This is a genomic window from Cupriavidus sp. OTU4054, assembly GCF_038440175.1.
GTDB classification, from domain to species: Bacteria; Pseudomonadota; Gammaproteobacteria; order Burkholderiales; family Burkholderiaceae; genus Cupriavidus; species Cupriavidus pauculus_D.
This window is the reverse complement of sequence record NZ_JASATF010000036.1, coordinates 20515-40038: the sequence shown is the minus strand read 5'-3', so window position 1 is coordinate 40038 and position 19524 is coordinate 20515. Positions and strand designations below refer to the sequence as shown.

The window sequence follows — 19524 nt, the reverse complement described above, 5'->3', positions numbered from 1 at the left end:
TGTTCGTTCGAACCCGGACCGCGCTCGACCGAATCCCGCGCATGTTATGCACTTACTGAAGACCATTCATCGCAGCCTGCCTGCACTGGCCGGCATGCTCGCCGCGCAGGCGCTCGCGGTCGCGCCCGATCCCGGGCTCGCCGATACGTCGGGCTGCACCGCGATGCTCGACATCGTGCAGGAAAGCCTGCGCAGCGAGATCGAGGTCGTCTGCAACGATCCGAACAAGCCAGGCTGCGACACCAAGAATGGGCAGATTCGCGTGATCCTCGACATCATCAGCCACCGCCGCCAGCGCGGGGCCGACGAGTGCGACACCATCGCCCAGGTCAACCGCCTGCTGCGCATGCTGCCCCCGCGCGGCTGACGTCCAGCCGCGCCCGCGGCGCTCAGTGCGAGAACTTCGAGAACAACTGGATTACCGCGACCCCCGCGATGATCAGCCCGATGCCGGCGCACGCCGCCAGATCCGGCACCTGCCGGTAGACCACGGCCGCGATCAGCGTCACGAGCACGATGCCGGCGCCGCTCCAGATCGCGTACGCGACGCCCACCGGCACGGTCTTCATGACCTGCATCAGCAGCCAGAACGCCGCCACATACCCCGTCACCACGAGAACGCTCGGCCAGAGGCGCGTGAAATTCTCGGCCGCCTTCAGGCTGCTGGTGGCGATGACTTCGGCCACGATGGCCAATGCAAGCAGGAGATAACCGTTGGTCATAGCGTAAAGAAAGCTTAAAAGGGAAGCAAAAGGCGCTTATGCCCCATATTATGCGGGCGTGACCCTCAAACGCCCCGAAACGCGCGCCCGGCAACGGTTGCAGGCGGTTCGGTGCCCCTCTTTGGTTACCCTCCCTTACGGTGGTTGTGCCCCGCGTCGGAGGGGGGTTGAATGCAGGTAGAAATTACAAAATCGGCTTGCACGCCCGCCGGTGGGAACGCGGGAAAGGTGAGAAATGAAGTCGAATCAGTCGCGGCGGCACGCTCTGACCATGCCGGCCATCGCAAGCAATGCCGGGCGGAGCGACAGGAATCTGGGGAGCGGGTAAATGCGGAACGATATCGATGCGGCCACCATCTGGCCGGCTTCGCGGGCCGTTGGCATCGACGCGGGGCAGGGCGATGGCGGCGAGGGGAGCGATGGGGGCGGGGGAGTCTGGCAGAACACGATCGCCGCCGCCGACCACGCCCTGGAAGAGGCCAGTCGCATCCAGCGAGGCGTCCAGCAGAACCTGAAGCTCATGCAGGAAATGCGCAACCTGCGCGAGGAACTGCGCAAGGCGCATGCGGAGATCGACCGCTACCGCGGCATGCATGCGCGCGTGGTCGTGAGCATGCGGCAGATCGAGGAAGAGCGCGACGCCGAAATCGCGCGGCTGCGGTCCGACAACGAGATGCTGCTCGTGCGCCATCGCGTCTACAAGCTGCTGGCCGAACACTACGCCACGTCGGCCCTGCGTTTCGATCCGAAGGTCTTTGCCGAGCATCGCGACCGCGTGCTCGAGCACGTGCTGTTCCAGCGCCGCAAGGGCACGCCTGTCACGCGTATCACGCGCACCGATATCTCGTTCCTGCTGCTGTAAGCCTCGCCGGCCGATCCATCAATCGGCCACCTTGTCGCTCGGAAACCGGAACGACTCCATCAGCAGATAGCCCATCGGGATATCGAGGGTGACGTTGCGCGGCGGAATCGGCGACAGGAACCACTTGCGATACAGCTGTTGTGTCTCCCGCTCGTGGATCGACGCCACCATCGCGCGATCCACGATCGTCTTGAACTCGGCATCGTCCTTCGGCAGCATCATCGCGTAGGGCTCGATGGCGAGCATCGCGCCCCGTATCGCATATTGCCTGGGATCTTTCGCCGCCGCGGCGAGCCCCGCCAGTTGCACATTGCCAGCCACCACGGCGTACACGTGCCCCGCGTCGAGCAGGGCCATCGCGTCGTTGACCTCGGCCACTTCCATGACCTTCACGTCCACCGCATGCGTCTGCGGCAGCCGTTCCACGGCCGCGCGCGACGTGGCGCCCGCGGCCAATGCAACGGTCTTGCCATGGATATCGCTCCAGTCGTTGATGGTGGAGGCCGCCTTGACGAGCATGCGCGTGCCCGCGATGAAATGCGGAATCGTGAAGGCCACGCGCGCGCGGCGTTCGCGCGTATTGGTGGTGGTGCCGCATTCCAGATGAGCGGTGCCGTCCGCGATGGCATCCACGCGCGTGGTCGGCGTGACGGGCACCCACGCGACCCGCAAGCCCGGCATCGCCAGCGCGGAGCGTATCGCCGCGACGACGCGCATGCACAGGTCGATGGAGTAGCCCGCGGGCTTGCCATCGACCACATACGAAAACGGCACCGCCGACTCGCGATAGGCGAGGCGCACGGTGCCGGACTGGCGAATTCGCTGCAACACGGTACCGCCCGCGGCGGTCGCGCTGGCCTGCGGCGCGCCCAGTGCCGCCCAGCAGATCGTGGCAAGCAGGCTTGCCACGCCAAACTTGCAAACAAGCCCACGCGTCATCGTCGCTCCAGACACCAGAGACAAAAGGTCGGAGCGATTCTTCCACGGCCAAACGCCGTGACACAACTGTCTCAGCGAAACACGCCGATTCGCTGGTCGGTCAGTCGGCGACCTTGTCGCTCGGGAACTTGAACGAGTCGCGCAGCAGATAGCTCATCGGGATGTCGAGCGTGATGCCGTTCGGCGGAATCGGAGACTGGAACCACTTGCGATAGAGCTTCTGCGTTTCCTGGTCGTAGATGGAAGCGATGATCGCCTTGTCCACGAGCTTCTTGAACTCGGGGTCATGCTTCGACAGCATGATCGCGTACGGTTCGATGGTCAGCAGATCGCCGGTGACCGTGAACTGCGCGGGCGTCTTCGCGTTGGCACGCAGGCCGTACAGCAGCACGTCGTCCATCACGAACGCGTCCGCGCGCCCCGACTCGATCATCGCGAAGGCTTCCGCATGGTCTTTCGCTTCGACGATCTTCCAGCCCAGCGCGCCGGACTCGTTCATCTTGCGCACCTGCACGAGCGGCGTGGTGCCCGTGGTCGAGACCACGGTCTTGCCACGCAGGTCGCTCCACTTGTGCAGGCCCGAATCGGTCTTCACGATCATGCGGCTGCCCGCGATGTAGTGGGGCACCGTAAAGGCCACGAGCTCGCGGCGGTCGCGATTGTTCGTCGTCGATCCGCACTCGAGATCGGCCTTGCCCTCGACGATGGCCGGAATCCGGCTGGCCGGCGAGACGGGCACGTACTCGACGCGCAACTGCGGCATCTTGAGCGCGGTGCGCAGGGACTCTGCCACGCGCAGGCACAGGTCCACCGCGTAGCCCATCGGCTTGCCATCGGCGACGAACGAGAACGGCACGGAGCTTTCGCGATGGGCGATGCGGAGGACGCCCGTTACCTGAATGCGCTGCACGACCGAATTGCCGGGTGGCACGTTCGGCTGGGCCGCGTGCGCGGCGGTGAGGGGCAGCATCGATAGCAGCACCGATGCGGCAACGGCCAGGAAGAGCGCGGAGCGTCCGCGCCGCGGCAAGACCAATGTGTTCATGGTTATTCACCCGTCCGAGTAAAGTGAGACAACGTGTGGCATGACATCGGCGCCATCCACAGATGGTGATCACATACGGCCGGATGGTTCCGGCTCTGGTTGGTGCGTCGTGCTGGTGCGTCGTGCTGCCGGGAACGTCCACGGAACTACGAGGGGTTGTCGCTGACCAGGGCGACAGGCTCGAATTGTTCCATGCCGGAGCGTTGTGACACAACCGTCGCAAAGGAAATGCGTGCGGGCATGCAACGGTCGGCGCGTGTTCCGGTTGACGGGGGCTTTCCCTTAAGGAGTTGTCCGACTTATTCGCGCGCCGCCCTCTGGGTATGCTTCAGTCGTGCCTTGCGAGCAGGGCACCGAGGAGAGACTCTTGGGCCCGTCATCGAACGGGCCTTTTCTTTTTGCATCGCCGGTCGCGCGATCCTCGCCGCCCGGCTTTTGCCGGCTCGCCAGCCCGCTCGTCTACAATCCGGGCCACGCCGTACGCACGCACCGTCAAACTCCATGGCCCTGTTTTCCATTTCCGATGCCCAACTCGCGTTCGGGCACGTCGCACTGCTCGACCACACCGATTTCTCGCTCGAAGCCGGCGAACGCGTCGGCCTGATCGGCCGCAATGGCACCGGCAAGTCGTCGCTGCTCAAGATCGTCGCCGGCCTGTCCGCGCCCGACGACGGCCTGATCGCGCGCCAGAGCGGCGTTACCACCGCTTATGTGCCCCAAGAGCCTCAATTTGCCCCCGGCATTACCGTGTTCGATGCGGTGGCCCAGGGCATGGGGTTCGCGCACGATCTGCTCGTGCGCTACGAAGCCGTTGCCGCGAAGCTCGAAGCGCATCAGGACGAAGCCACACTGGCCGAACTGCACCGCCTGCAGTCCGAGCTCGATGCCGCCGATGCCTGGCAGCTGCGCACGCGCGTGGAGACCACGCTCGCCCGGCTGAACCTCGATCCGCATACGCGCGTCGATGCCCTGTCCGGCGGTCTGCAGAAACGCGTGGCGCTGGCCCAGGGCCTCGTCGCGGAACCCGATATCCTGCTGCTCGACGAACCGACCAACCACCTCGACGTGGCGGCCATCCGCTGGCTCGAGGACCTGTTGCTGGGCTTCCGCGGCAGCGTGCTGCTGATTACCCACGATCGCGCATTCCTGGACCGCGTGGCCACGCGCATCGTCGAACTCGATCGCGGCCGGCTGGTTTCGTTTCCCGGCAACTTCGCCGCCTATCAGGTGCGCAAGGCCGATCTGCTGGCCGCGGAAGCGGTGGAGCAGGCCAAGTTCGACAAGCTGCTGGCGCAGGAAGAAGTGTGGATTCGCAAGGGCGTGGAAGCGCGCCGCACGCGCAGCGTCGCCCGTATCCAGCGGCTGGTGGCCATGCGCTCCGAGCGCGCGGAACGCCGCGAGGTGCAGGGCAACGTCAAGCTGGAAGTCTCGCAGGCGGATCGCTCGGGCAAGATCGTGGCCGAGCTGACGGACGTCTCCAAGGCGTACGGCGACAAGACCGTGGTGCGCGATTTCACGGGCACGATCATGCGTGGCGACAAGGTCGGCCTGATCGGACCGAACGGCGCGGGCAAGACCACGCTGCTGCGGCTGATCCTCGGCGAACTCGCGCCGGATAGCGGCACCGTGCGCAACGGCAGCAACCTGCAGGTCGCGTATTTCGACCAGATGCGCACGCAGCTGGACCTCGAACGCTCGCTCGCGGACACCATCAGCCCCGGCAGCGACTGGGTCGAGGTCAACGGCCAGCGCAAGCACGTGATGAGCTACCTCGGCGATTTCCTGTTCGCACCGGAACGCGCGCGTTCGCCGGTCAAGTCGCTGTCGGGCGGCGAGCGCAACCGCCTGCTGCTCGCGCGCCTGTTCGCGCGGCCGGCCAACGTGCTCGTGCTCGACGAACCGACGAACGACCTCGATATCGATACGCTGGAACTGCTCGAGGAACTGCTGCAGGACTACAGCGGCACGGTTTTCCTCGTATCGCACGATCGCGCGTTCCTGGACAACGTGGTGACGTCGACGATCGCGGCCGAAGGCGATGGCCTCTGGCGCGAATCGGTCGGCGGCTATTCGGACTGGGAAGCGCAATCGGCCCGCGCGGCGGCGATGCAATCGGCAAGGCAGGCGGAACCGAAGCCCGCCGAAGCGGCCAGGGCGCAGAACACGCGCGACTCGCGCGGCGCCAACCGGACCGTCAAGCTGTCGTACAAGGAGCAGCGCGAGCTCGACGGCCTGCCCGAGCGCATTGCCTCGCTGGAAGCGGAGCAGAAGACCATCGGCGGCCAGCTCGAGGACGGCTCGCTCTATGCGACCGACCCGCCGCGCGCCGCGCAGCTGGCGACGCGCCACGACGAGATCGAGATGGAGCTGCTGGAAGCGCTGGAGCGCTGGGAAGTGCTGGAAGCGAAGAGCCGCGGCGAGACACCGTGAAGCCGTCGTTGGCCCCGTCGTCAGCCGCGCCTGCCTATCCGCACCAGGCCAGCACCATATTGGTCAGATCAACCATGAACGCCGGCCGCAGATAGGCAAGAAATCCCGCCGCGAGCACGGCACCGAGGGCAACGAGCCCGATGCCCCGCAGCCAGCGCTCGCGCGTGGTCATGGCCGTCATGATGCTCACACCGGCACCGGTTGCGGCCGCACGAGCGCCTGCTCGCGAATCGGCAGATTGACGAGCGCGGCCAGCACGCCGAGCGCGATCGCGATCAGCCACACGGCGTTGTAGCTCCCCGTCCTGTCGAACAGGAACCCACCGAGCCACGCGCCGAGAAAACTGCCGATCTGGTGCGAGAAGAACACCACGCCCGACAGCATCGACAGGTACTTGACGCCAAACACCTGCGCGATGATGCCGTTGGTCAGCGGCACCGTGGAGAGCCACAGGAAGCCCATCAGCGCGGCAAAGACCCACGTGCTCATGGCTGTCAGCGGCAGCAGCAGATAGCCCGCAATCACGAACGACCGCGCGATGTAGATAAACGACAGCAGATAGCGCTTTGGCAGGCGCTGCCCCATGGCTCCAGCGGTGTAGGTGCCGAACACGTTGAACAGCCCGATCAGCGCGAGCGCCACGGTCGCGATCTTCGGATCGACGAAACCCTGCTCCTTGAGGTACGGCGCCAGATGCACGCCGATGAACACCACCTGGAATCCGCAGACGAAATAGCCCAGCGTCAGTAGCTGGAAGTTGCGGTTGCCGAACGCCTCGCGCGTGGCTTCACCGATGGTCTGCTGATGGCCACCCGTGCTCGGCGCCATCTTCGGCTCGCGCAGCGAGAACGCCAGCGGCAGCATCAGGCAGGCCATCGCGGCCATGACGAACAGGGCGTTCTGCCAGCCGGTGGTCGAAATCAGCGTCTGCTCCACCGGAATCATCAGGAACTGGCCGAACGAGCCGGCCGCGGCGGCAATTCCCATGGCCCACACGCGCTTCTCCGCGCTTGCCACACGGCCGATCACGCCATAGACCACGCTATACGTGGTGCCGGCCTGGGCGATGCCGATCATGATGCCCGCGCCCGACGCGAATGCCGTGCCGCTGCTGGACAGCGCCATGACGACGAGCCCGCCCACGTACAGCACCACGCCGACCAGCATCACGCGCAGCGCGCCGAACTTGTCGGCGAGCGCGCCGGCAAACGGCTGGCTCGCGCCCCACATCAGGTTCTGCAGTGCGAGCGCGAAGGCAAAGGTTTCCCGATTCCAGCCATGCGCCTGCGTGATCGGCAGGTTGAACAGGCCAAAACCGTGCCGGATACCCATCGATAGCGTGACGAGCAGGCCGCCGCACACCAGCACGGTCGTCAGGGAGAGTTTTCTGTCTGTCATGTCGTGGCTCGGATGTCTCGCGATGTTGCGTTATTTTTGATGTTTTACGCCGGTGAAGGCCGCTGGAAGTGTACTCCCGCCCAGTCATTCCCGGGAAAGTGACGCCAACTCGTCCCGCTGCGGAACCGATTGCCCGGTCTGGGCATCCATTACAATGCTGCGCATCCCGGCCGCCGCAGCGGCCACACCCACTTATTTGAGCGACTCCCGTAGCGACGCCATGGCGAGCAAAACCAGTCAGTACAGCGAATCTTCCATCCGGGTCCTGAAGGGCCTGGAGCCGGTCAAGCAACGGCCCGGCATGTACACCCGTACCGACAACCCCCTGCATATCGTGCAGGAGGTCATCGACAACGCGTCGGACGAAGCCCTTGGCGGCCACGGCACCGAGATCCTCGTGACCCTGCACAAGGACGGCAGCGTCAGCGTGGAGGACGACGGCCGCGGCATTCCCGTGGGCATCCACCCCGAAGAGGGCGTGCCCGTGGTGGAAATCGTGTTCACGCGCCTCCATGCGGGCGGCAAGTTCGACAAGGGCAAGGGCGGGGCCTACGCGTTCTCGGGCGGGCTGCATGGCGTGGGCGTGTCCGTGACCAACGCGCTGGCCACGCAGCTGGACGTCGCGGTCTGGCGCGACGGCAGCTATTCCACGCTGACGTTCTCGGGCGGCGATGTCACCAAGGCACTGGCCACGCGCAAGCTCGAGCGCGGCGAGAAGAAGAACGGCACGCGCGTGCAGGTCTGGCCGGACGCGAAGTATTTCGATACCGCCACCATCCCGCAGGCCGAACTGCAGCGGCTGCTGCGCAGCAAGGCTGTGCTGCTGCCGGGCGTGAAGGTGACGCTCGTCATCGAGAAGACCGGCGAGTCGCAGACGTGGCAATACGACCAGGGCCTCAAGGGCTATCTGGTTGAAGCGCTTGCACAGGGCAGCGGCGCCGAACTCGTCATTCCGATGTTCGAGGGCGAGCATTTCGCCGATCCGGACAACAATCCCGGCGAGGAAGGCTTTGCTCACGGCGAAGGTGCATCGTGGGTGGTGGCATGGACCGAGGACGGTTCGCCCGTGCGCGAATCGTATGTGAACCTGATTCCCACGCCGGCCGGCGGCACGCACGAATCCGGCCTGCGCGAGGGCCTGTTCCAGGCCGTGAAGAGCTTTATCGAGATGCACGCGCTGCAGCCCAAGGGCGTCAAGCTCATGAGCGAGGACGTGTTCGCGCGTGCCTCGTTCGTGCTGTCCGCCAAGGTGCTGGACCCGCAGTTCCAGGGCCAGATCAAGGAGCGTCTGAACAGCCGCGATGCGGTGCGCCTCGTCTCCACGTTCAGCAAGCCCGCATTGGAGCTCTGGCTCAACCATCACGTCGACTACGGCAAGAAGCTCGCCGAACTCGTGATTCGCCAGGCGCAGGCGCGCACGCGCGCGGCGCAGAAGGTCGAGAAGAAGAAGGGCTCCGGCGTGGCCGTGCTGCCCGGCAAGCTGACCGATTGCGAATCGACGGACGTCACGCGCAACGAACTGTTCCTCGTCGAGGGCGACTCGGCCGGCGGTTCGGCGAAGATGGGCCGCGACAAGGAATTCCAGGCCATCCTGCCGCTGCGCGGCAAGGTGCTCAACACGTGGGAGACCGAGCGCGACCGCCTGTTCGCCAACAACGAGGTGCACGACATCGCGGTGGCGATTGGCGTGGACCCACACGGCGCGAACGACGAGCCGGACCTGTCCAACCTGCGCTACGGCAAGATCTGCATACTCTCCGATGCGGACGTGGACGGCGCGCATATCCAGGTACTGCTGCTCACGCTGTTCTTCCGCCATTTCCCGAAGCTCATCGACAACGGCAACGTATGCGTGGCGCGCCCGCCGCTGTTCCGCGTGGATGCGCCCGCGCGCGGCAAGAAGCCCGCGCAGAAGCTCTATGCGCTGGACGAGGGCGAACTCGAGGCCATCCAGGACAAGCTGCTCAAGGACGGCGTCAAGGAAGGCGCGTGGCAGATCTCGCGCTTCAAGGGCCTGGGCGAGATGAGCGCCGAGCAGCTCTGGGAAACGACGATGAACCCCGATACGCGCCGGTTGCTGCCGGTGGCGCTCGGCGAGTTCGACCTCCCGCAGACCGTGACCATGATGAACATGCTCATGGGCAAGGGCGAGGCGTCGCAGCGCCGCTCGTGGCTCGAGGAAAAGGGCAACGAGGTAGAGGCCGACATCTAAGGAGAGACAGTGCGCATGGTGAACGGCTCAACCACAACGAAACGTCGACTGGCGGCATCCGTGCTCGCCATCGCCGCGTTGTGCGCGACGTCCGCCGCGCGCGCGGAACTCTACGGGTACGTCGATGGCGACGGCGTCGCGCATTTCTCCGACCAGAAGCTCGACGAGCGCTACAAGCTGTTCATGAAGGACGGCGGCACGCTCGACACCGCCAATCTGTCCCGCCCCGGCCTGCGGGCCGCATTGCCGCGGCCCGTCGGTGGCGACCCCGAGGCGAACAAGCTGTACCGCTACGTGCTCAACCACCCGAACCTCAAGGTGGTCGATCCGATGATCGAACAGATCGCGCAGGGCCAGAACGTCGATCCCGCGCTGGTCAAGGCGGTCATGGCGGTGGAATCCGGTTTCAATCCGTCGGCCGTCTCGCCCAAGGGGGCGATTGGCCTGATGCAGGTGATCCCCGACACCGGCGCGCGCTTCGGCGTCAATGCCGACAAGCGGCGCACGGTCGAGCAGAAGCTGGCCGACCCGCGCATGAATATTTCCGCGGGCGTGCGCTATCTGCGCTGGCTCATGGAGTTGTTCCCGAACAACCTGGAACTGGTGCTGGCCGCGTACAACGCGGGCGAGGGCGCGGTGCAGCGCTACAACAACCAGATTCCGCCCTATCCGGAGACACGGCAGTACGTGAGCACCGTTCTGGCGTTCTATCAGCTCTATCAGCCCGCCGGCGCGGTGGTCCGCACGGCCAGTGGCGAAGGGCCCTCGCGCGTCAGGATGGTGATCGGCGGCCGCCGAAACATGCCGTAGTCTTCCCAGTCATTTAGAATCCTGCGCTGACCGGAACTCCGCTCAGCCACGGCGCTCGTGCCGTCTGCCTGCCTACCATGGACGACCAACAAGACATTACGTACCAACCCGATGAGCCGGCCGATTCGCTGACGCTCGCCCGTTACGCGGAACGCGCGTACCTCGACTATGCCGTGAGCGTGGTCAAGGGCCGCGCGCTGCCCGAGGTGACCGACGGCCAGAAGCCCGTGCAACGCCGCATCCTGTTCGCGATGCAGCAGATGGGCCTGCGCGCCGACTCCAAGCCTGTGAAGTCCGCGCGCGTGGTCGGTGAAGTCCTCGGTAAATACCACCCCCACGGCGACCAGTCCGCGTACGACGCGCTGGTGCGTCTGGCGCAGGACTTCTCGCTGCGCTATCCGCTGATCGACGGGCAGGGCAACTTCGGTTCGCGCGATGGCGATGGCGCCGCCGCGATGCGATACACGGAAGCACGCCTGACGCCGATCGCGCGCCTGCTGCTCGACGAGATCGACCAGGGCACCGTGGAGTTCGTGGCGAACTACGACGGCTCGGAGGAGGAACCGAAGGTGCTGCCGGCGCGGCTGCCGATGGTGCTGCTCAATGGCGCCTCCGGCATTGCCGTGGGCATGGCCACCGAAATCCCGCCGCACAACCTGCGCGAGGTCGCGGCGGCCACGGTGGCGATGATCCGCAACCCGAACATCACGCTCGCCGAACTGCTGACGCTGATGCCCGGTCCGGACTATCCGGGCGGGGGCCAGATCATTTCGCCGGCGTCCGATATCGCGCAGATCTACGAAGGCGGCCGCGGCAGCCTGAAGGTGCGCGCGCGCTGGACCATCGAGGAGATGGCGCGCGGCCAGTGGCAGATGGTGGTGCACGAGCTGCCGCCGAACACGTCGGCGCAGAAGGTGCTAGAGGAAATCGAGGAAATCACGAATCCGAAGATTCGTGCGGGCAAGAAGGCGCTGTCCACGGAGCAGACGCAGCTCAAGACCACGATGCTGGGCGTGCTCGACGCGGTACGCGACGAGTCCGGCAAGGATGCACCGGTGCGCCTGGTGTTCGAGCCCAAGAGCAAGAACATCGAGCAGCAGGAATTTATCCAGACGCTGCTCGCGCATACGAGCCTCGAGTCGGGCGCGCCGATCAACCTCGTGATGATCGGCAAGGATGGCCGGCCGCGTCAGAAGGGGCTGGCCGAGATCCTGCGCGAGTGGATCGCGTTCCGCTTCGAGACGGTGACCAAGCGCACGCGCTTCCAGCTCACCAAGGTCGAGGATCGCATCCATATCCTCGAAGGGCGCATGCTGGTGCTGCTCAATATCGACGAGGTGATTCGCATCATCCGCGAGAGCGACGAGCCGAAGCCCGCGCTGATCGAGGCATTCAACCTGTCCGACCGACAGGCCGAGGATATTCTCGAGATTCGCCTGCGCCAGCTGGCACGTCTGGAAGCGATCAAGATCGAGCAGGAGCTCAAGAAGCTGCGCGACGAGCAGGCCGAACTCGATGTGCTGCTGAAGTCCGAGACGATGATGCGCCGTCGCATCATCAAGGAGATCGAGCAGGACGCCAAGCAATACAGCCCGGAAGACAAGGATCCGCGCCGCACGCTGATTCAGGAAGAGCGTCGTGCCGCCGCCGAGGTCCGTGTCATCGACGAGCCGGTCACGGTCGTCGTGTCGGGCAAAGGCTGGGTCCGCACGCGCCAGGGCCATGGCCACGATTCGCAGCAGTTCACGTTCAAGGCCGGCGATGCGCTGTACGCGACGTTCGAATGCCGCACCGTGGACACGCTGCTGGCCTTCGGCACCAATGGCCGCGTCTATTCGGTCGGGGTGGCAAGCCTGCCGGGCGGCCGTGGCGATGGCGTGCCCCTGACCACGCTGATCGAACTCGCCCCGGGCACGCAGATCGCCCATACGTTTGCGGGCAACGCCGAGCAGCGCATGCTGATGGCGGCCTCGAGCGGCAACGGCTTCCTGACGAAGATCGGCGACATGACGAGCCGCCAGAAGGGCGGCAAGTCGTTCGTCACGCTGGAAGACGGCGACGTCCTGCTGAAGCCCGAGGCCCTGACCGACGACGCGACCCACGCGGCCTGCGTCTCCGGCAACGGCCGCCTGCTGCTGGTCGCGTTCGAGGAAATCAAGGTCCTCTCGGCCGGCGGCCGCGGCGTGATGCTGATGGAGCTCGAAGACAAGGAGCAACTGGTGCAGGCGATTGCCGTGGGGGCGCCGGGCCTGATCGTCTCGGCCACCGGCCAGCGCGGCGGCAAGGTACCGCCGCAGACGCTGAGGGGCAAGACGCTGCTGCCGTTCGTGGGCAAGCGGGCGCGCAAGGGCAAGGCGGTGGAAGCCAAGCTGAAGGATGTGCGCATCGAAGCGGTACGGCCGGAACCGGCGGCATGAAGTTGATTTTCTCCCCTCTCCCTTGAGGGAGAGGGGCCGGGGGAGAGGGTGAAAGGTTCTTATTGTTTCTCCCCTCTCCCTCGGGGAGAGGGGTCGGGGGAGAGGGCCCACGCATCACGCTCACCCAACAAAGCAAAAAGCACCATAGGCTTTATCCAAAAGCCAACGAGACACGACGCCATGCCCCCGACCACCGTCACCGAGCCCGAACTGGCTCCACCCCCCAACGCCCGCACCCTGTTCTTCGAATTCGCCCGCATGGGCCTGACAGGCTTCGGCGGCGTCCTCCCCTTCGTCAGACGCGCGGTCGTCGAACGCAACCGCTGGCTCAACGACAAAGACTTCGTAGAAGTGCTAAGCGTAGGCCAGGTGCTCCCGGGCCCCAACGTGATCAACGTCTCGCTGATGCTAGGCCTGAGGTTCGCCGGTCTCCGCGGGGCAGTAGCGGCCTTCTCAGGCCTCGTACTGGTGCCAATGGTGGTGGTGCTGACAGTCATGGTCCTCTACCAACACTACCAAGACGTAGAAGCCGTCCGCCGCATGCTAACCGGCATGACGGCCGTCTCGGCCGGACTCATCCTCTCCACCGGCTGCAAACTGGCCCAAAGCCAGCCAAGAACGATCCGAGCACTGCTGATAGGCGTCGCGGCATTCATCACCATCGGCCTGCTACACCTGCCACTGGTCCCCGTGATGGCCGTGCTCGTGCCAGTGGCGCTGTATGCGGAACACCGCGCGGGCAAGAAGGAGGCCGCATGACCACGGCCGAGATCCTCCGCAGCCTGCTAGGCCATTTCGGTATGCTGTCACTCCTATCGATCGGCGGCGGCGCGACAACCATCCCCGATATGCACAGGTATCTGGTCGAAGCCAACGGCTGGATGACCGACCAGCAGTTCTCGGCGCTATACGCCATATCGCAAGCCTCTCCCGGCCCCAACGTGCTGTTCGTCGCCCTGTTCGGCTGGCAGGTAGCCGGCCCGCAAGGCACGTTCGCCGCCATGACCGGCATGGTAGGCCCGTCGAGCATCATCGCCCTAAGCTTCGAATACTTCGCCGGCCGCGCCCCGCATGCGCGTTGGCCCAACCTTATCAAGAAAGGCCTCTCAGCGCTAACGATCGGCCTCCTGATGTCCACCGGCTGGCTACTGGCCGCGAGCGTAGACCACAGCTGGACCGCGATTGCCGTAACGTTGCTGACGGTATGGCTGATGCTGAAGACGAAGGTGCACCCGCTTGCGCTGGTGGCACTGGGGGCGGGGGCAGGGTTGTTGGGGCTGGTGTAGCCCCCCAATTAGGTGTCGTTCATGAACGGCGGTGGCAATGCAAAATCCTCCTTGAATGCATCGCAATTGGGGGGGGCAACGGCTTGTCGTTGAATGATAGAGTTCTGTATGCGCTGGTAAGAGGAGCGGTACGATAGTGGCAGATGTCGCGATCGATAAAAAGAACGGCCCCGCTGTGCGGGGCCGTTTTACTAGGTGTCTGCGATCAGCAGACTTCCCAAGGGCGGGGCGGCGAATATGTCGATTCTGATTTACAGATAAACAATCGAGAAAGTGGTGTTGCCATCGAGCGAGATATCCGACGTCAGTGCCGGGAGGTTGGCCTTGCTTTCAATGGCGCCATAGACATCAAATTCGAAGACAAACACCTTTGCTTCGCCGGGGGCGGTGGACCCGCTAGCGGCAATAGAGGCCAGGACCGAACCGTCGCCGCGGAGATATTTGGTATCGGTGCTGTTTTTCCACGTCTTGCCGCTGTCGGTGGAGGTGAGCGTGCGACCGTTGTCCGCCAATGCCCCGTCGATGGTGCTGTAGGGGCTGAGGCGAAGGGCGTAACCGCCCAGTTTCTTGCCCGATGCCTCGCCGAAACCGAAGTTCGCGGCGGCGCTGTAGTAGCCCCAGAATTTGTAATCGGTGGCTGTAGCGGTTCCGGCTCGGTTGTCTCCAACCTTCAGTGCGATCTTCGTGGAGGAATCGCACGTCACCGTGGTCTTGACATTTTTCGTGGTAAGTGCAGTGTATGCCGTATCGCTAAGGTCGCGTGCGGAAATGGTTCCGAAATCGACGATGCCGTTGCCTGAAAGCGTGACGGCGCACGCGGCAGGTTTGATGGTACCCGTGACCTTCAGATCAGCCGTGTCAGCAGCAAAGGCGGCGCTGGAAGCGGCGGCAAACAGGATGGAAGCGAGGGCGGTGTTGCGAATAGTCGTGTTCATGATATTTCGGTGTATCTCAGAGTTTAAGAAGCGGTGTTCGCTGGGGAACGACTGAAGTTTGGTCGTTGGACGGCTATCTCTGAATCGTAAAAAAACTAAAAACGGAAAACGCCTAATACTTCGTAAAACTGCGATGAAATAGGGTGATAAGTCGCAAGCATTGTGCTGCATGCGTATCCTGGCGATTTCGTTATGTGCGCCGTTACGTCGATGTGCGCTAAGGTTGTTACAGGTACTTGATCTGGAATGTGACCAGACCGTCGAGTTGGATGTCGCTGGTGAGTGGTGGCAGGTCGGTGGCTTTGCCGATGGCGAAATCGAGTTGCCATTGCTGGGTGATCGTCTTGAATGCGCCCGGTGCTGACGCATCGCGTACCGACCAGCCGTGTCCGCGGGTTCCCGGTTCCGTCCAGTCCACTTGTTGAGCGCGCCCCCACGTATCGCCGCCGTCGGTTGTGTAGAGCCTCGTCGCCACCTCGCCGTCTGCATTGGCGGGTGTGCTGTCATTGCGTTGGATCGTGTACGCGCCAATGTTCTTGCCGTCCACGTTGCCTACGCCGTACCAGACAGAATCGGATGGATAGATGGCGTTGCCTGCGCCGTTGTTGGCGGTGCCTTTGCGGCCGTCGATCAAGCTGAGTGCCAGCTTGGTGGGTGCATCGCATTGGATGCTCAGCGTGAAGGGTTTCGATGCAAGGCGGGTAGCGGATGTCTGGCTTAACGATGACGGGAAGATGGTGCCAAAGCTGATGAGGGCGTCGTCTGACAGGCTTATCGAGCAGGCGGATGGTCGGATGCTGCCTTTGATCGTCAGGTCTGCGTTGTCCGCGGCAAAAGCTGCGGTCAGGATCGCGGTCAGGGGCAGGAGGGTGAGGGCAGCGGTACGGATGTTGGGTTTCATGTGATGCGACGTTGCTTGCGAGATGTGAGTTGAGACGGGGCCCAGTCTTCTCGATGGCCGCCGATCTCGGAATCGCAAGAAGCCTTAAAACAGTGAAACGTTTGATGAGTTAGTAGAACTACGAGGTGGGGTGGGGTTCTCGGGCGCGTGCTCGAGCGGAGGGGAGCGGCTGCCGCAGCGATGGCGCGCGACGTGCGCCGACAGCGGGAGGAAAAAACAAAAAACCCGCGAAGCTTGCGCTAAGCGGGTTTCTAAATGGCATCTGATGTGCCTGGTACTACTGAATTCTTTATGGTGCCGAAGAGAGGAATCGAACCCCCGACCTTCTCATTACGAATGAGCTGCTCTACCGACTGAGCTACTTCGGCCCACACCGATGAATTTGCGTTGCATCGGATAAGAGACCGCGATATTAGCAGCGCCTTTGCGTTTTGTGAAGCCCCCGTGCCATTTTTTTCTGTGGCGCCGAGCGCGCTCGAGGGCCCGTCGTCGCGCTGACATGGTCCTAGGACGTCATACCTTTTCGTCATGGCACGGGCCTGGTTGAACGGGGTCAATGCCGCGCGCCTTGTGCATGTCTGCAAGAGAAAACGTCTAGGGAATACACCGATGAGAACCGCATTGACCGGTTAGAGGCGCAGGTTTAGATTGCGCAGACGTTGTATGACGACAGATCAATAACAGACGAAAAAACATGTCTCTTGCATCGAAAGATCCGCTGGACGGTATCGCCACGCGCTGCCATCGCATCCTGATGACGGGCGCCGCGGGCAACCTCGGCAAGGTCCTGCGCGACCGGCTCAAGCGGTATGCCGATGTGGTCCGGCTCTCGGATATCGCGGACCTCGGCGCCCCGCGCGGGCAGGAAGAGATCGTGCCGTGCAATCTCGCCGATCCGCAGGCCGTGCATGCACTGGTCGAAGGTGTCGATGCGATCGTGCATCTGGGCGGCGTCTCGGTGGAGCGGCCGTTCGAGGAGATCCTGCCGGCAAATATTCAAGGCACGTACAACCTCTATGAAGCCGCGCGTCGCCACGGCGTGAAGCGCGTGGTGTTCGCGAGCTCGAACCACGTCATCGGCTTTTACAAGCAGGGCGAGACGCTCGACGCGGACACGGTGCCGCGCCCCGACGGCTACTACGGCATCAGCAAGGCGTTCGGCGAGCAGATGGCAAGCTTCTACTTCGATCGCTACGGTATCGAGACCGTGAGCCTGCGTATCGGCTCGTCGTTTCCGGAAGCGAAAGACCGCCGCATGCTGATCACGTGGCTCGGCTACGACGACCTCGAGCAGTTGATCAAGCGCTCGATCTTTGTGCCCGATGTGGGCAACCTGATCGTCTACGGGGCTTCGGCCAATCGCGATCGCTGGTGGGATAACGGCAAGGCTGAGCGGCTGGGCTTCAAGCCCGTCGAAAGCTCCGAGCAATTCCGCGCCAAGGTCGAATCGGTGCCGCCGTTGCCCGCGGACGATCCCGCTGGTTGGTATCAGGGCGGGGCATTCGTCAAGGCTGGTCCGTTCGGAGACTGAGCGCCATGAACGCGGTGGCGGCCACGATGGAGATCGAGCGGATCGGCAATATGCGTTGCGGCGTCGGCGAGAGCCCCGTGTGGCATGGCGGCGAACGCGCGCTGTATTGGACCGATATTCCGAATCGCACGCTGTGGCGCTGGGATCCGTCGAGCGGGCAGTCGAGCTCCTGGCAACTACCGGAGATGGCTGGTTGCATGGCCATGGCGGCCGACGGTGGGTGGCTGTTGGCGATGGAGAGCGGACTGTTTCGCTCGACGGCGTTCGTGCCCGGGATGGCCACGCCGGTGCTGCGGCGCGTGGCCAAGGTTACGCATGCGCGTGAAGGCATGCGCTTCAACGACGGGCGTTGCGATCGGCAGGGGCGGTTCTGGGCCGGCACGATGGTGATGGACATGTCGCTGGCGGCCGATGACGGCCGGCTGTATCGCTACGACTTCAGCGAGGGTGCGACATCGATGCTGTCTTCGTTGATAACGCCCAACGGTCTCGCGTTTAGTCCCGATGGCCGCACGATGTACGTGTCCGATTCGCATCCGTCGCGGCAGATCGTCTGGGCATTCGATTACGACACCGATACGGGCACGCCGTCGAACCGGCGTGTGTTCGTCGATATGACGGCGCTGCCGGGCCGGCCCGATGGCGCGGCCGTCGATGCCGAGGGCTGTTACTGGATCTGTGGCAACGATGCCGGGCAGATCCATCGCTTCACGCCGGCAGGCAGGCTCGATCGCAGCCTTGCCGTGCCGGTGGCCAAGCCCGCGATGTGCGCGTTTGGCGGCGATCGGCTCGATACGCTCTATGTCACCTCGATTCGCACGAGCGACGCCGAGGACCCGCTTTCCGGTGCGGTATTCGCGCTGCGCCCGGGGGTGCCGGGCCTTCCGGAGCCCATGCTGAAAGACTGATCCGCAAGACCTGTCCATCTCATCATCGCGTCATAACTACAAACGGAGACACCGATGCCATCGAAGTTCCTTACCCGCTCGTTCCAGCGCGCAGGCGTGCGCGCCATGCTTGGTGCCGTGATGGCGACGCTGGCCATCCCCGCCGCGCAGGCCGCCGACTTCCGCTCGGCCGATATCCACCCCGAGGACTATCCCACCGTGCTCGCGGTGCGCCATATGGGCGAGCTGCTCAAGCAGCGCAGCAACGGCCGGCTGTCGATCAAGGTGTTCGCGCAGGGCGCGCTCGGCAGCGAGAAGGACGCCATCGAGCAGACCAAGATCGGCGCGCTGCAGATGGTGCGCGTGAACTCGGCCGCGATGAACAATATCTGCGAGGCCACGATCGTCCCGACGATGCCGTTCCTGTTCCGCTCCACCGAGCATATGCGCCATGTCCTCGACGGCCCGCTCGGCGACGACATTCTGAAGTCGTGCGAGAAGAACGGGTTTATCGGGCTGGCGTGGTACGACAGCGGCTCGCGCTCGCTCTACACGACCAAGCGTCCGATTCGCACGCTGGCCGATGCCAAGGGCATGAAGATCCGGGTGCAGCAGTCCGACCTGTGGGTGTCGCTGATGGAAGCGATGCATGCCAATGCCACGCCGATGCCGTGGGGCGAAGTGTACACGGGCCTGAAGACGGGCCTCGTCGATGGCGCCGAGAACAACTGGCCCAGCTATGAAAGCTCGCGCCAGTTCGAGGTGGCCAAGTACTACTCGATGACCGAGCACTCGATGGCGCCCGAGATGCTGCTGTTCTCGAAGCTCGCGTGGGACCGCCTGCCGCCGGCCGACCAGCAGCTCGTGCGTCAGGCCGCGAAGGACTCGGTACCTTATATGCGCAAGCTGTGGGACGAGCGCGAGACGAAGTCGCGCAAGATCGTCGAAGCATCGGGCGTGCAGATCATCCAGGTGGACAAGAGCTCGTTCCAGGCCGCGATGAAGCCCGTGTACGACCGCTTTATCACGAGTCCGCAGATGAAGGATTACGTGCGGCGCGCGCAAGAGACCAAGTAATCGGCAGGGGAGATCTCGATGACGTCATCGCCTGCATCCTCCGCATCGGCGCGCGGCGAGGTTGCCGACACG

18 protein-coding genes and 1 tRNA gene are annotated in these 19524 nt (G+C 64.1%); 11 read left to right on the top strand and 8 right to left on the bottom strand.

Annotation, left to right across the window (positions count from 1 at the left end; genetic code table 11):
* The first annotated feature begins 46 nt into the window (after positions 1 to 46).
* Positions 47 to 367, top strand: a complete 321-nt coding sequence (locus AAHB16_RS29180; protein WP_150372411.1) for a hypothetical protein — start codon at positions 47 to 49, stop codon at positions 365 to 367.
* A 22-nt stretch (positions 368 to 389) separates the two neighbouring features.
* Here AAHB16_RS29180 and AAHB16_RS29175 read toward each other — a convergent pair whose 3' ends face one another.
* On the bottom strand, positions 390 to 722 hold the full coding sequence (locus AAHB16_RS29175; protein ID WP_342052619.1) for a DMT family transporter: 333 nt from the start codon (positions 720 to 722) through the stop codon (positions 390 to 392).
* Between the two features lie 328 nt (positions 723 to 1050).
* Here AAHB16_RS29175 and AAHB16_RS29170 point away from each other — a divergent pair, with 328 nt between their 5' ends.
* A complete protein-coding gene (locus AAHB16_RS29170) occupies positions 1051 to 1584 on the top strand; it encodes a hypothetical protein (RefSeq protein WP_342052618.1) in 534 nt (177 codons plus the stop codon).
* Between the two features lie 18 nt (positions 1585 to 1602).
* Here the strand turns inward: AAHB16_RS29170 and AAHB16_RS29165 are convergent, their stop codons facing one another.
* Together AAHB16_RS29165 and AAHB16_RS29160 are read right to left on the bottom strand one after the other, a co-directional pair.
* A complete protein-coding gene (locus AAHB16_RS29165; protein ID WP_150372408.1) occupies positions 1603 to 2523 on the bottom strand; it encodes an amino acid ABC transporter substrate-binding protein in 921 nt (306 codons plus the stop codon).
* Positions 2524 to 2623: 100 nt separating this feature from the next.
* Positions 2624 to 3568 carry an amino acid ABC transporter substrate-binding protein gene (locus AAHB16_RS29160; RefSeq protein ID WP_150372407.1) on the bottom strand — a complete coding sequence of 315 codons (945 nt, stop codon included), beginning with the start codon at positions 3566 to 3568 and terminating at the stop codon, positions 2624 to 2626.
* Positions 3569 to 4069: 501 nt separating this feature from the next.
* On the opposite strand from AAHB16_RS29160, the gene AAHB16_RS29155 reads away from it, so the two are divergent.
* Positions 4070 to 5998 carry an ATP-binding cassette domain-containing protein gene (locus AAHB16_RS29155; protein ID WP_342052617.1) on the top strand — a complete coding sequence of 643 codons (1929 nt, stop codon included), beginning with the start codon at positions 4070 to 4072 and terminating at the stop codon, positions 5996 to 5998.
* Between the two features lie 34 nt (positions 5999 to 6032).
* On the opposite strand, the gene AAHB16_RS29150 is transcribed toward AAHB16_RS29155, so the two are convergent.
* The gene (locus AAHB16_RS29150) at positions 6033 to 6179 is read right to left on the bottom strand and encodes a hypothetical protein (RefSeq protein ID WP_191002258.1); all 147 of its coding nucleotides are present in this window, start codon (positions 6177 to 6179) and stop codon (positions 6033 to 6035) included.
* A gap of 5 nt (positions 6180 to 6184) precedes the next feature.
* A complete protein-coding gene (locus tag AAHB16_RS29145) occupies positions 6185 to 7396 on the bottom strand; it encodes an MFS transporter (RefSeq protein ID WP_342052616.1) in 1212 nt (403 codons plus the stop codon).
* A gap of 220 nt (positions 7397 to 7616) precedes the next feature.
* Between AAHB16_RS29145 and AAHB16_RS29140 the strand changes: the two genes are divergently transcribed.
* The 5 genes from AAHB16_RS29140 (at position 7617) to AAHB16_RS29120 (ending at position 14121) form a co-directional block, all read left to right on the top strand.
* Positions 7617 to 9608: a DNA topoisomerase IV subunit B gene (locus tag AAHB16_RS29140; RefSeq protein WP_150372404.1), complete on the top strand. Its 1992-nt coding sequence runs from the start codon at positions 7617 to 7619 to the stop codon at positions 9606 to 9608.
* Positions 9609 to 9623: 15 nt separating this feature from the next.
* Complete coding sequence (locus AAHB16_RS29135) at positions 9624 to 10418, top strand: lytic transglycosylase domain-containing protein (RefSeq protein WP_150372403.1); 795 nt, start codon at positions 9624 to 9626, stop codon at positions 10416 to 10418.
* Between the two features lie 77 nt (positions 10419 to 10495).
* Positions 10496 to 12835, top strand: a complete 2340-nt coding sequence (parC, locus tag AAHB16_RS29130; RefSeq protein ID WP_342052615.1) for a DNA topoisomerase IV subunit A — start codon at positions 10496 to 10498, stop codon at positions 12833 to 12835.
* 180 nt (positions 12836 to 13015) lie between these two features.
* On the top strand, positions 13016 to 13594 hold the full coding sequence (locus AAHB16_RS29125; RefSeq protein ID WP_342052614.1) for a chromate transporter: 579 nt from the start codon (positions 13016 to 13018) through the stop codon (positions 13592 to 13594).
* Positions 13591 to 14121, top strand: a complete 531-nt coding sequence (locus tag AAHB16_RS29120; RefSeq protein ID WP_150372401.1) for a chromate transporter — start codon at positions 13591 to 13593, stop codon at positions 14119 to 14121. Before AAHB16_RS29125 ends, AAHB16_RS29120 begins: the two co-directional genes overlap by 4 nt.
* Positions 14122 to 14372: 251 nt before the next feature.
* Here AAHB16_RS29120 and AAHB16_RS29115 read toward each other — a convergent pair whose 3' ends face one another.
* The 3 genes from AAHB16_RS29115 to AAHB16_RS29105 form a co-directional block, all read right to left on the bottom strand.
* Positions 14373 to 15056 (bottom strand): DUF1120 domain-containing protein, encoded by a 684-nt coding sequence (locus AAHB16_RS29115; RefSeq protein WP_342052613.1) that lies wholly within the window; start codon positions 15054 to 15056, stop codon positions 14373 to 14375.
* Positions 15057 to 15282: 226 nt separating this feature from the next.
* A complete protein-coding gene (locus tag AAHB16_RS29110) occupies positions 15283 to 15957 on the bottom strand; it encodes a DUF1120 domain-containing protein (RefSeq protein WP_150372398.1) in 675 nt (224 codons plus the stop codon).
* Positions 15958 to 16249: 292 nt separating this feature from the next.
* A tRNA-Thr gene (locus AAHB16_RS29105) sits at positions 16250 to 16325 on the bottom strand.
* 326 nt (positions 16326 to 16651) lie between these two features.
* Between AAHB16_RS29105 and AAHB16_RS29100 the strand changes: the two genes are divergently transcribed.
* The 3 genes from AAHB16_RS29100 to AAHB16_RS29090 are packed head-to-tail and all read left to right on the top strand — an operon-like array spanning position 16652 to position 19452.
* Positions 16652 to 17488 carry an NAD-dependent epimerase/dehydratase family protein gene (locus tag AAHB16_RS29100; protein ID WP_150372397.1) on the top strand — a complete coding sequence of 279 codons (837 nt, stop codon included), beginning with the start codon at positions 16652 to 16654 and terminating at the stop codon, positions 17486 to 17488.
* Between the two features lie 5 nt (positions 17489 to 17493).
* Positions 17494 to 18396 (top strand): SMP-30/gluconolactonase/LRE family protein, encoded by a 903-nt coding sequence (locus AAHB16_RS29095; RefSeq protein WP_342052612.1) that lies wholly within the window; start codon positions 17494 to 17496, stop codon positions 18394 to 18396.
* A gap of 54 nt (positions 18397 to 18450) precedes the next feature.
* Complete coding sequence (locus tag AAHB16_RS29090; RefSeq protein ID WP_446718144.1) at positions 18451 to 19452, top strand: TRAP transporter substrate-binding protein; 1002 nt, start codon at positions 18451 to 18453, stop codon at positions 19450 to 19452.
* Positions 19453 to 19524 lie beyond the last annotated feature (72 nt).

Bases quoted from the DNA above. Each gene is read 5' to 3' on its own strand.
- AAHB16_RS29180 (WP_150372411.1), top strand. From the start codon at position 47: ATGCACTTACTGAAGACCATTCATCGCAGCCTGCCTGCACTGGCCGGC.
- AAHB16_RS29175 (WP_342052619.1), bottom strand. From the start codon at position 722: ATGACCAACGGTTATCTCCTGCTTGCATTGGCCATCGTGGCCGAAGTC.
- AAHB16_RS29170 (WP_342052618.1), top strand. From the start codon at position 1,051: ATGCGGAACGATATCGATGCGGCCACCATCTGGCCGGCTTCGCGGGCC.
- AAHB16_RS29165 (WP_150372408.1), bottom strand. From the start codon at position 2,523: ATGACGCGTGGGCTTGTTTGCAAGTTTGGCGTGGCAAGCCTGCTTGCC.
- AAHB16_RS29160 (WP_150372407.1), bottom strand. From the start codon at position 3,568: ATGAACACATTGGTCTTGCCGCGGCGCGGACGCTCCGCGCTCTTCCTG.
- AAHB16_RS29155 (WP_342052617.1), top strand. From the start codon at position 4,070: ATGGCCCTGTTTTCCATTTCCGATGCCCAACTCGCGTTCGGGCACGTC.
- AAHB16_RS29150 (WP_191002258.1), bottom strand. From the start codon at position 6,179: ATGACGGCCATGACCACGCGCGAGCGCTGGCTGCGGGGCATCGGGCTC.
- AAHB16_RS29145 (WP_342052616.1), bottom strand. From the start codon at position 7,396: ATGACAGACAGAAAACTCTCCCTGACGACCGTGCTGGTGTGCGGCGGC.
- AAHB16_RS29140 (WP_150372404.1), top strand. From the start codon at position 7,617: ATGGCGAGCAAAACCAGTCAGTACAGCGAATCTTCCATCCGGGTCCTG.
- AAHB16_RS29135 (WP_150372403.1), top strand. From the start codon at position 9,624: ATGGTGAACGGCTCAACCACAACGAAACGTCGACTGGCGGCATCCGTG.
- parC (WP_342052615.1), top strand. From the start codon at position 10,496: ATGGACGACCAACAAGACATTACGTACCAACCCGATGAGCCGGCCGAT.
- AAHB16_RS29125 (WP_342052614.1), top strand. From the start codon at position 13,016: ATGCCCCCGACCACCGTCACCGAGCCCGAACTGGCTCCACCCCCCAAC.
- AAHB16_RS29120 (WP_150372401.1), top strand. From the start codon at position 13,591: ATGACCACGGCCGAGATCCTCCGCAGCCTGCTAGGCCATTTCGGTATG.
- AAHB16_RS29115 (WP_342052613.1), bottom strand. From the start codon at position 15,056: ATGAACACGACTATTCGCAACACCGCCCTCGCTTCCATCCTGTTTGCC.
- AAHB16_RS29110 (WP_150372398.1), bottom strand. From the start codon at position 15,957: ATGAAACCCAACATCCGTACCGCTGCCCTCACCCTCCTGCCCCTGACC.
- AAHB16_RS29100 (WP_150372397.1), top strand. From the start codon at position 16,652: ATGTCTCTTGCATCGAAAGATCCGCTGGACGGTATCGCCACGCGCTGC.
- AAHB16_RS29095 (WP_342052612.1), top strand. From the start codon at position 17,494: ATGAACGCGGTGGCGGCCACGATGGAGATCGAGCGGATCGGCAATATG.
- AAHB16_RS29090 (WP_446718144.1), top strand. From the start codon at position 18,451: ATGCCATCGAAGTTCCTTACCCGCTCGTTCCAGCGCGCAGGCGTGCGC.